We start from the raw sequence: 12309 nt of genomic DNA, 5'->3' as shown, positions 1-12309 counted from the left end.
ATATAAAGAAGACTTAGACAAATTCAGGGCGGATCCTAACGGTATCATAATGACAACCGCCTTACTTAAGGGTACAGATAAGAAGGTTGGAGATACAATATCCGTCGAATGTAATGGTGTTAAAAAAGATTTGACAATCGACGCAATTATTGACGCCAAGCTATATAACAATGGAATGATTAGTTTTGTTAGCCACGAAACAATGAAAAACCTATTCAATGTACCATCATCGAATCAAATAACTTTCACTACAGATTTAGATTTAGACACTTTCGTTAAAGATCTAAAACCAATTATTCGTTCTATAGGAGCTACCTTCATAACCAAAGAAGATATGTGTGAGCAGAATGTTGAGAATAATCAAATGATGATGGATGCACTGAGCATCTTCTCCTATCTGGCTATTATAATTGCAGCACTTGGTATTATTAATAATGTATCCATCAGCTTTCTACAACGGAAAACCGAGTTTGCCGTATTATCCTCTGTTGGTATGGAGAATTCCTTACGAAAACGTGTCCTATTACTTGAATCTGTTGCTTGTGTAACTTGGGGAATGGTTATCGCTATTTTGTATAGTTTATTGGGAATTCCATTACTGAGTAAGATAATGACACTCATTGGATTACCATTCGAAATAACATTATCCATTGGTGCTTTACCTACTATATATATTGTAACTGTAGTTGTTGTTTTACTTGCAACGATACCAACTTTATTCAAGAGTAAAAAGTTATCAATCATTCAAGAGTTAAAATATGAGTAAGAATTGTTTCGCAATTACCTAAAATGGTGCATAGAATGAAAGGAGATTTTGATATGAACGTAATTGAAGCTATCAATTTAAATAAAACATTTGTTAATGGGAAAGAAGAATCCCATGTGCTTAAGAATATAAATCTAACCATTCATCAAGGGGAGTTCGTCTCAATCATGGGCCCATCAGGAAGTGGTAAATCCACTCTCCTATACCTTCTCGGTGGGCTTGATAAACCAACAAGTGGCTCTATCATGTTAGAAGACACTGATCTTAGTAAAATTAAACACAAACAGATGAGTAAGCTAAGACGTAGTAAGATTGGATTTGTATTTCAGTTCTATAACTTAGTTCCTAATTTAACAGTGGAAGATAATATCTTACTACCTGTTATTCTAGATGGTGAAAACCCTAAAAAGTATGAGGATAAATTAAATGATATCTTAGAAACTATTGGTTTGACAGACAAACGGAAGCTAACTCCAAGAGAATTATCAGGTGGTCAACAACAGCGTGTTGCTATTGCCAGAGCTCTTGTATTTGATCCCGATATTATCTTCCTTGATGAGCCAATTGGAAATCTAGATACCAAAACTGGGAAGGACATTATGGAACTCTTTCAAAAGATTAATATCAAATACAATAAAACTCTCGTACAGGTTACTCACTCTGCAAAATCAGCAAAATACGGAACTAGTATAATTCGCTTGGTAGATGGTCAAATCATTGAACATGTTGATGTCTGTGAGGATGATATTGTTACTGTAACTGCTTAGTATATAGAAGAATATAACTAACGCTTGTTCTATCTATCAATTAATGAAGAAAGGCAATTTTCATTAGAAGTACCTCAACGAGGACTATAAATGAAAATTGCCTTTTACTATTTGTACTTAAGTTTTTACTGTAAATCAAATAAACTTCGGTTAATGAATTGAACTTTTGTATCATTTTCCATTATGTTCTTACCTTTTACATTAGACACATAGTAGATCTTAATTTTAAATTTCTCATATTTCGCAACCGAACTATTACCCTTATTTTCGGTCAGATTTTTAAACCACTCCAGAGGAACCTTTACACAGTACAAGGTATCTAATTGTTCATCCTCTGTATTATACAGATTACTCGCCACTACTTGTATCTTACCTTCGCCATTCACCTCTATAACATTGTTAGGATTGGCCTTTGTTGTAGTTGCCAACTGGACTGGGCATTCACTATCATTACCAGCCTCATCAACTACGAAATATTTAACAGATAAATCTGCATTCGTATCTAGATTTGGATTAGTAACTCTATAGTATACGTCGATATAACTTTTCCCGTCTTTTTCTTCTCCACTTAAATTGGTATAAGTATCGCCATCCACACCTTTTTGTACATCATAGTCAACATAAAGGAACTGTTCTCCATCTTTGTTGGTAGTCAAACTCTCATTGGTTATAGTAACACTTGGTTTCTCAGATGCAGCTTTATATGCAGCAACCATTGTGTTAATAAACAATTTTGCTTCCATTTCTGTTGCACCAGATGAATGTCCTACTCCTGAATATGTAATATTACCTTTGTTATAGATGTAATAATTGTTTCTTACATCATTCGGTAAAACATCGTATCTTTTAGAACCAACCTCTTTGTCGTCAGATGCTAATGTATACCATACTACTACATCATCACCCATATCAAGCTGATAGTACTGAGAATGCGTAATAGAAGTTGTTATAGTATCATTAATTTTGTAAGGATAATTTGTAATTTGTCCCTCATTAACTTTCTTAACTTCTGTAGTTCTTGCCCAATCTGAAGAACCATTGCTATTATTTTTTAGTTGATTTTCGGTAGTATTCTCAGGGCTCGCATATTGATTGAATGTTGGTTTATCCGTATAATCGCTAACTTTTAAAGCCATTCTTTGCAATAACTGCGATGTAAATCCTTGTGTTTCTTTAATGGTTATTTTACCATCTTTTGAATTTTTATCTTCAAACACCGCATAATCAGCATTTTCAGTACCTTTTACATATTTAGTTATTCCATAACGATCCAAACCGCATAACAAGCGCCATTCTGTATTATTATCCCCACCATTAGCTACATCTGGTTTTTGGTTTGTATTTTCTCCATAGATATTATATAAATATGTATTTTTTGGAACGTTAGAGAACATAGTCGTATCATGTGTGAATAATATACATTTACCTTCCTTAGCAAAATCAACAATTTTATCTACCGCAGTCTGGTTACTAAGATATGGCATACAGTCTGCAAAACCCATAATAATCATATTATATTGGTCTAGATAATTCTGATCAGCCTTAATTTTTTGAATATATTCATCGGTAGTCATAGTAGTTACATTTAAAACAAAATCATTTAAATTTGTACCATATTTATAATAATTACTGTCAGTTCCACCTTGCCCTATACCAGCAAATTCCTCCTGTAAATTCAGAGTAGAACCATATCCATTTTTATCTTTCCATTTATTAATCTGTAATATCTTAACTTCTTCTTTGTCTGCAGTTTTCTTCTCAATTGCTGTATAACCATTTACAGAAGTACGAATATAACCATCCTTGTCCTCATCATCACTATTTCTTACAATAACAATTTTCCAAGGTACTACACCCGTATAATCTTTTGGTAGCTCTCTTGTTACGGTGAAAGTAGATGAATCCGAATCCTTACCAAGAACTAATTGGTCAGCTTCGACCTTTCTAGTCCCATTTTTTACTGTAAGTCCTTTCATCTCTTCTTCATCTGAAAATCTACCATCTGCATCGACATCAAGATATAACTTAACAGAGTAGGACAAATCGGAGGCTACTAATGCAACCTTATCTGTAATTGAAAACTTATAGGATAAAACATACTTTCCATTAGAGTCTGGTTTTAAATAAGTAGTAACAGTAGTTTTATTCTTCTTGTTCTCAATTTGTGAATATTCTGTCGGCTTATTACTTACCTTCATTTCTAGTTTAGGAATTGCCAAATAAGTCTTAAAGTAGGCTGCCTTTACTTTCTCCTCTTCAGTTGGATCCCATTTACTACCAAATATATTGGATTCAGCAGTATTAGTCTTGCCTTCATCTAAGCAATAGTCAGCAAATTGATACATATAAGATACTCCGTCAAGATAGGTACGATTTGGTTCTACCTTAGCAATACCATTTTCTTTATATGTTTCGTAAAACCCATCTTCAAAAAGTACTGGGTAGTTTCCATCTACATAGTTTATAAGATCATTGTACTTAACTAGCGTTATATCATTACCTGAATATCTTTGATCACCAATCTCATCATCATCCCAGAAAAATGTTACATCCTTTAATCCAAGCTTTTTCCCATTTCTTACATAGTAATCCTGATCTAAAAGACCTAATAAATCGGAACTAGCCTTAACTTTATCACCCACATGAGTATATATCTTACCATTCATTCTAGTATCGTTATATAGTGTTTGTTTCGTTTTCTCGTCTCTATTCATGCCACCAGTATCTAATCCAAAATAAATCATATCATATACACTATTCAAGTCTTCAATTTTACCAATAAATTCGCTGGAATTCATGCTTACGATTTTAATGTTATAATTGTTGTAATCATCGAGATCTGCATTACTCTGTATTGGCTCAAGATTAAAGTATCTTACCCAGCTAGTAACGTCTTTCTTTATCGTAGCCTCTAGCGTAAAACTGTTACTTGGTTGGACTTCAAGTATGGTTACTGATTTTTTCTTAATTAATTCACGTTTACTTTCATAATTTAAGATATATCGAATTACATTACTTGGAGTTAATGATTCACCATAAGGCTGCAATCCATTAGCTACTCGTACGATATCTTCGTTTTGTAAATCTTCAATTATATCCGAAAAATTATTCTTATATTTAGAATTATTATACGTGGAATAATTCGGACTTGAAGTAAAGTTATTATTAAACAAAACCTTATTTTCTATTTCTTGATATGCATATACATTTTCATATACACGTGGCTCTATTATAAGTTCACTGTCTGTGAATTCACCATTCGTGACCTTATTATACAGTTGTCGTACATTGTTATCACTGCTAGCTCTGCTTATTAATGACACATCATAAACTAAAGGAGCTCGAGGTAACGTATCATCGCCTATTGTAATATTAGTTTTAACTCTATTTACAATAGCATCCATTGCCTTAGTACTAAGTTCATGACTATTAAATGTTAATTTCTCTTGTGCAGAATCCTTATATTTTATTTTGTTATCTTTTATTTCGGTCAATCTCTCATCATCTTTTAATACCATACCTTCTTTCGTGTAATTTTCCCAACTCCACATAAAGAATGCACTTTGCTCATAGTTATCTGATATGAAAAACATATCTGCTTGATTGATAATACTGTTTGATTTATTATTAATATAATCATCATTCAACTCTTCAGGTGTAACAGATATCACCTTTATTTTGAATTTGCTAGCCTTCTCATCACTAAGCCCTAAAATGGTCTTTTTGAATCGATCGCTATTAATCAAACCGCCTTTGTAAACAAAATTAGCACTTTTTTTAATTAACATGTCTTTCACATATATTTTTGTTGCATTGTAATTTGTCTCTGGGAAAGGAGTTGGCTCTTCTTCAACCCAACTATAATCACCATTTCCTTTATCATAGGTCATGACTTCCCCACTATATTTATCTAAATCTTTTAGCTCTAAAACATATTCTCCATTTGGTGCCGTAGTTTTTACATACTTATAATTACCACCATAATATCCTGATCCTGCTTCTACTTTTTCACTATCTAATACATAATAATATCTTGCATTAGCATTAACTTCTGTTTTATCACTAACTGGTGAGAAATCTACAACATGTGTCGGAGTATCACCACCATAACTATAAGATTCAAATGTATTACTAGTTTTCTTATAATACATGATTCTTAAAGAATCATCATCTACACTGAAATCCTCTAGCTCGTCCATTTCATAAGTTCCTGCTTCATCGTATACAAATGTTACATTATACTTTCCAGTTTGGTTAGGATTAAATACATAACTAATTTCACCATTCTCATCAAGGACTTCATTTCCTTGCTTATCTACTTTCACATCGTAAAATCCCACTAAACCAACTAAATCATCAAGCTTCTCTGCTTGTAATACTTTATACTTCGCTTTGGAAGTATCACTTGATAAAACAAACTTGGCAAAGGTATCTGTTAATTCTATATTCTCTTTTTCTCCAAGTTTCTCATATTTAGTTTCACTATATTGGGTATACTTATTCTTCTTATCTTGTGATATATCAGTACTTTCTGTTGCGTCATTGACTACATAGGCTTGCTCATTCGTATGATTTCTAGCATAATCATAAACAAATGTTACGTTATATTCACCAGTTGTATTATCTCTTTTATATGAGACAGCTTTTCTATTATATTGTGCTCTCTCTGGATATGAACTTGTAGCTACTGGTTTAAACTCATAATAGCTGCCAGAATTATCTGAATAATTAATATTCAAATTATCACTGAAACGATAGTCTCCATCACCAGCATTTTCAAAGGAAAAATACCCTGTTTGTGTTGAAGTACTTTCATCAAATGTATCAACAACCGTCCACAAACTAGGATCTGAAGTTGATGGAATTTTTGATTTTTCCATATAATTATACGTATATGATGCTTCTAAGATACCCTGTGAATATGGATCCAAAACTTTCGAGTATTCTTTTAATAACGTATTAAGAAAATCTGTCCTCTTTTTATATGTATCCAAGGTTTTTAAATAATCTCTCCACTGTACAGGTTCTTGACCAGATACACTATATCCAATCTGTGCCAACCCTTTATGTGGAACAATTTCAACAATAGTAAATTGATTATCATCTGTATTTTTTTTAAGGATATCGTTTATTCCGTAATCAATCTCTTTCGCCAAAGCTGTATTACTGGTTTTATTAGCTGGTGAGTACTTATCCACGGATAGACTTAGTACTAATACTATAACTAGTAACAAACAGATTTTCTTCTTCCTTGCTTCCATAATAGCAACTCCTCTCACATTATTTTATTAATACTTTCTTATATTAATTTCCTCTATCAAAAACTACATTTCCATTTCGCATGGTTACATTACTTTCGTACACTTTACTCCTATCCTTTTTTGTAAATTCTAACTTCATTTGAACTATTCCATTGAAACCTAAATTACCAATTTTGTCTGCATTAGGAATATCAAATTCCGATACACCCTCTGACATCAGATTTACGTCACCAATCTTTTTAATGCACTCAATTATATGCATTGGGTCAGCTTTCTTATCATCATCAATTCTAGCATCCTCTACCAAATACAACTTTTTATTTGAAGGGTTGTAAATAACTGCTTTTATTTTGTCTCTACCATAAATTACTAACGCACGGTATTCCTTCCCATCAAGATTAAGTTTCTTTTCAGCAGGAGATTTGTCCATTCCAAATGCCATTACTCCTGCTTCTGCACTCATTACAAAGTCTCGTATTTGGTTATATGTAGTTTGCGCCTCCATCTGAATATCTACTTCCGCACTTACTCGATTATAATAATGTGTGGAATCTTGTAAGAATGAGAAAGCCATAAGTGAAACGATTGCAGCTAGTGCCATAACGATAATTAGCTCAACAAGCGTAACACCTCTATTATCAATTTTCTTCACAATACTCCTCCTTTATCGAATAAAGTGCCTACCAGTTGCATTTACCAATAATATTTGTTTATTTTTCCCACCAGCTATGAATTCAATTTTAGTATAGTTACAATTAAATGTTCCATCACTACGATTATATGTTATCTTAATATACTTGTTATCATCGCCTACTGTTTGCATTATTCCATCAGCAACATATTGAATTTTCATTTCTTTTTTACCTAATTTAGTTCCATCCTTGAGTTTATTAACCGCTGTACTTGATGGAGCAATTTCATAATAATTCGTACCACCTTTTTTATATATGAATAACGAATAATTATCCTCTCTACTCAAGGTAGTGAATCGTAACTTCTTCATCTGCGCATCAATCGTTTTCGTAGCTTTATTAACGTTAGCGCTTACTACACTGTTTAGCCCCAATGAAATACCTGTTGTTAAAATAACTAGAATGGCAATAACAACGAGCACTTCTATCATTGTAAATCCATGATTATCTTTTCTCATAAAGCCACCTCTCTATTTTTTCTTCCAGTTTTCAATATCGACTAATTCATGTATATTAATATTTTGTCCAGTCTTGTTACTTTCATTAGCTAGTCTTGAACTTAGCTCCTTGAAATATTTGGTAACATCAGGATAAGAAGGATTTAATAATTGATATACCGTTAACTTATCTGCAGTTAATTTACGATTTCCGTTATTAAACACGATTCCTCCTTTTGCTATAATTGTGCCATTAAAGTCCCTATCAACTTCAACTATTCCGTTGGCAACAATTATTCCACTCGCAGATCCACCAGTAAATTGTGACTTAATACTAAAATTATCACCGTTTTCATTATTAACGAAAACTGCTTTTGTATTCGAATCTAGTTCAAACACTTCTGGAACTGATTTTGGTAAGTTTAATAACACAGAAGTATTAATGTATTTCTCAAATAGAGAATTATTTTCTTCAGCTCCACTTGCAGAACCGCTTTCATACAAATTATAAATCATATTTTTGTATTGATTAGAATATAGGTTACTAGTTGCCGTCACATTATCTGGTTCATCTTGGTATATTACATCAGCTTCTTTTGTACTTTTGTCATAGGCAGTTAAATTACCAACTATTGTATACAAATCCAAATTATTATCTAGTTTAATACTATCTACATATAATCTTGTTCTTTCGTCAATACGATCTTTATTTTCCTTATAATAGTTACTAAAGTACTTATTAGCCAATTTTTCTGAACGAAATTCTAGATAATAATACGTCTCTGAATTTACCATAACCTTTTTATATCCTACCTCGGTTCTATTCAAATTCAGATATTGCAAAATACTGCCGTTTTCAGCTTCTTCCTTTGCCTTATCTTTATACGTATCTTGGTATGTATCAATATAAGTCTTATAGGATTTCTTATTAGTAAAATCTCTACTATCTGACGGTCTAAAGTCAACCTCGAGATCATCCGATTTATCATCGATTTTTTGTGTAGTTGGATTGCTTCCACCTTTAACATATTCTGCAGGTACCAAATATGCAATTTGATTACCTTTAACAGATAAGGATTCGCCCATTAAAACACCCTTGTTTTTGTCGTTAGGATCCGCATCAATATAAGCTCGACCAGCTAACAACATGCTTGATATTCCTGTCAAATCCAAGGTTGATTTGCGGCCATTTATAAGAATTGCACTACTTTCATTAGCGTTATCCAGACTATATCCAAAGCCGTAGTAATCACCTGTTATGCTTACATAATTGTTATTTCTAGCATCTAATACAAGATCATTCTTTACATAACATTTTGCATTCTTAATGATAATGCTAGTAAGTAGTGTTGAATTTGGGTCCTTATTAGTTGTCTCGATAGTATCTGCCCACACCTTGCTCACTTCGTCTTTCCCATTAATATTAATTGTCCCACCTGCATCTGAAGTAATTGCCTTTCTTGTCACAATATTATCTGATATGAAATTGATTACTTTATTGTCGCCCTGTGATTCAATCCCAGCACCTGCATATACACTACCGTTAATATCTGCCTTTGGTGATTTACTTGTTAATTTATCATCTGTAATAATAGCATAATCGCCTAATGATAAATAAAATCCTGGATTATCGAAACTTACGTCTGGTACTTTAACAACAAAATCCATCTGCATACTCGACAGATAACCATCTTTAGTGTAATATTTAATTTCTAGATCTTTCAATGTCAGCTTAGAATTTGTTTTATCAACATAAAGATTTCCACAAATTAATTCAACTTTATCGATATTCGCTTTATTCTTATCTGATAAATATGATTTCAGTACTGTATAATCATATGGGAAAGAATTATTATATGTATCTGTATAAGGTTTCCCTGTATATTTAGTAAATAAAGTTGAAATGATTTTCGTAGCATATTCTGCTTTTACTTCTTTCATCATATCACTTTTGAACTTAGGCAATGCCTCTCTATACGCAACACCAATAGCCTCCCCTAATTCTGATTCAATTCCGGCTTGAATCTCATCAACTATACTTTCAGCTAAGTAAAAGGTATCTTTTGACTTCCTATCAATTTGTTTTGATTGCACATTAAGCACTGTTACAGTTAACAAAAGTGCTGCAAGTACAGAGGCTAGTAACATTATTACTAATAGACTTGCTAGCGTAAATCCCTTATTATTTTCCTTCAAGGAATTTTGATTTTTTCTCATCACCATTCCTCCTTTGTTGTTGTAAACTCAACTAATGGATCAGACCAATTACCTTTCTTATAGACAGTAACTGTTACATCATAGATTCGATTTATTTTTACTCCGGAATTAGGAGCAAGTGTGTTTGTATTCGATGCAGGATTCAAATCTACGTTTCCTAGACTTGATTGGCTCAAATTTGAATAAAAGGTTAAATTTGATTTACCATATTGTCTATCAGCGATTCCTGATATTGATTTACCATTATACGTTGTGTTTTTGGCATTTAATACATAATTTGTAGCAGCCTTAGTCTCCCCTCTTTTTACAATATAAACATTAGCAACAGCCTTCGCATCCCTATTATTTACCAATAAATTATCTTGTTGAATTGCATCTGAATTATTGTGATCTAGGGAATCATAGAATAAATAAATCGAATTTAAATTCTCAATATCTTTTGAATACACTCCAAGTTCTACTATTTGATTATCCACTGGTAGGTTTGGAGTATCGCATCTATACATAAATGTTGCTTCCACTACTACATGATTTGCTTTAGTCCCCTTCAATATTACGATTTGCATATACTTTTTCATACTCTTTTTAACTTCATCGGTATCTTTAAATGCAGTATCAGGATTAGCTAATTGACTATATTGTAAAAACATTTGTGCTGCCACATTGTCTTCATCATTTTGTGATATAATAGCATTAGAATCTCCATACACTTCTGCAATGACTGGGAATGAATAGTCATTAATAAGTTGCTTATCCACGCCGTTCTTATATAATGCACTAGTTGGATCCATTTTAATTTCTACATTATATTGACTACCTTGATTTATATAAGATTCTAGACGATACTTTCTTACATCATCCACAGTTAGATTTTCTGTTATATCTCTCCATGTCACAATTTCGTCCAATGTATTTCCCTTTAATTTCTCCATTATATTCTCTGCAACCATAGTGGCTCTGTGCTTTTGATTTGCTTTCGCATTCAATCTGGCAGACAATAAAAAGCTGTTTAGTATTGGGATAACGATTAATGCTAATATAGCTACACTAATAAGTAATTCTAACAAGGTAAATCCACGATTGTTTTTGTTAAACTTATGATTGTCCTCTTTTTTTACCAACATTCTATCCCCTTTCAGACAATTATTATAATTATTCCGTCTGCTCGCTTATGCTTACAGACGGAACTGCACTCTATCTTTGAGTATTGAAAATATCGGTTTTACCTAAAATTTCTTGTGGAATTGAGCTACCCTCATATTCGCGGCCTGTACCAGTCATATAGTAACAATTAATTGCAACTTCGCTACTAAGCTCACCTGTTGTAACATCATAACTTGATGAGATGGTATCAATCACCATCTTATCATTACCATCGATAATATGAGCTATTAGATCCTTCAAGCCTGTATAGCTTGATTGTACTGTTAAATATATAGTTCGTTTATATCCTTCTGGATTTGTAGCACTCAACTCATCTGTAGTAGTCGCGTCAGTAGTTGTGCTCTCTTCAGCAGTTGCAGTTTCTTCACTAGCTGTAGTATCTTCAGAAGTTGTAGTTTCTTCTGTAGTTGTATCATCTGTAGTTGAACTTTCTTCACTTGTACTACTTTCTGTACCAGCTACAACAGCTACACCTAAATCATCAAACGTTAATTTTTCAGAAAAAACAGCATTTGTTATATTGATATCATAATCATCTTCTGATTCTTTAATATACATAACTAAATCTTCTGGTAGAATGTCTACTGGAAATTTACTTATTATCGTCTTCATTTCCTCATCCATCCTATCTGTCTCATCTAAGTAAAATTGTTTCTTACTATTAAAATTCTCTAATTGTTCTAGATGGCTCTTCATATCCACCATCTCAAGCTTTATGGAATCCATCTTATCCTGATTGGTCATATACACACCATAGTAGGCTATAATTAAAATGAATATCCCCAAAAGTATTAATATAACTCTATTTCTTTTAACATTAAGTAATTCCTTCATACTTTTGATTCTCCTTCACAAATGTTATTTGTTAATACAATTTTAACAAGAAAACTATGGCTGTTCAGCTTGTTCATCTGGATTTTGATCAATATCTTGTTCTTCTTGATTATTCTCTTCTTCGGCATTTTGTCCATTTTCTTGTTGATCAATAGATTCAGTTTGATTAAA

Annotated in this window: 8 protein-coding genes; 2 read left to right on the top strand and 6 right to left on the bottom strand. The window is 32.5% G+C overall.

Going from position 1 to position 12309, the window contains the following annotated elements; translation table 11 throughout:
• Both ACW2QF_RS13200 and ACW2QF_RS13195 read left to right on the top strand, forming a co-directional pair.
• Positions 1 to 766, top strand: a 766-nt coding sequence (locus ACW2QF_RS13200; protein WP_455716473.1) for an ABC transporter permease, incomplete at its 5' end; no start/stop codon positions are given.
• A gap of 53 nt (positions 767 to 819) precedes the next feature.
• Positions 820 to 1533 (top strand): ABC transporter ATP-binding protein, encoded by a 714-nt coding sequence (locus ACW2QF_RS13195; RefSeq protein ID WP_455716472.1) that lies wholly within the window; start codon positions 820 to 822, stop codon positions 1531 to 1533.
• 125 nt (positions 1534 to 1658) lie between these two features.
• On the opposite strand, the gene ACW2QF_RS13190 is transcribed toward ACW2QF_RS13195, so the two are convergent.
• From ACW2QF_RS13190 to ACW2QF_RS13165, 6 genes are all read right to left on the bottom strand, one after another.
• Positions 1659 to 6794 (bottom strand): DUF5057 domain-containing protein, encoded by a 5136-nt coding sequence (locus ACW2QF_RS13190; RefSeq protein ID WP_455716471.1) that lies wholly within the window; start codon positions 6792 to 6794, stop codon positions 1659 to 1661.
• Positions 6795 to 6837: 43 nt separating this feature from the next.
• Entirely contained in the window at positions 6838 to 7446 is a 609-nt protein-coding gene (locus ACW2QF_RS13185; RefSeq protein ID WP_455716470.1) for a PulJ/GspJ family protein, read from the bottom strand.
• Positions 7447 to 7458: 12 nt separating this feature from the next.
• Positions 7459 to 7944 carry a type II secretion system protein gene (locus ACW2QF_RS13180; RefSeq protein ID WP_455716469.1) on the bottom strand — a complete coding sequence of 162 codons (486 nt, stop codon included), beginning with the start codon at positions 7942 to 7944 and terminating at the stop codon, positions 7459 to 7461.
• Positions 7945 to 7956: 12 nt separating this feature from the next.
• Complete coding sequence (locus ACW2QF_RS13175) at positions 7957 to 10140, bottom strand: hypothetical protein (protein ID WP_455716468.1); 2184 nt, start codon at positions 10138 to 10140, stop codon at positions 7957 to 7959.
• The gene (locus ACW2QF_RS13170) at positions 10140 to 11264 is read right to left on the bottom strand and encodes a type IV pilus modification PilV family protein (protein ID WP_455716467.1); all 1125 of its coding nucleotides are present in this window, start codon (positions 11262 to 11264) and stop codon (positions 10140 to 10142) included. The genes ACW2QF_RS13175 and ACW2QF_RS13170 overlap by 1 nt, the downstream gene beginning before the upstream one ends.
• Positions 11265 to 11334: 70 nt before the next feature.
• Complete coding sequence (locus ACW2QF_RS13165) at positions 11335 to 12138, bottom strand: hypothetical protein (protein WP_455716466.1); 804 nt, start codon at positions 12136 to 12138, stop codon at positions 11335 to 11337.
• Positions 12139 to 12309 lie beyond the last annotated feature (171 nt).

This window comes from Anaerosporobacter sp. (assembly GCF_965301125.1).
This window is presented reverse-complemented; position numbering and strand designations above follow the sequence as displayed.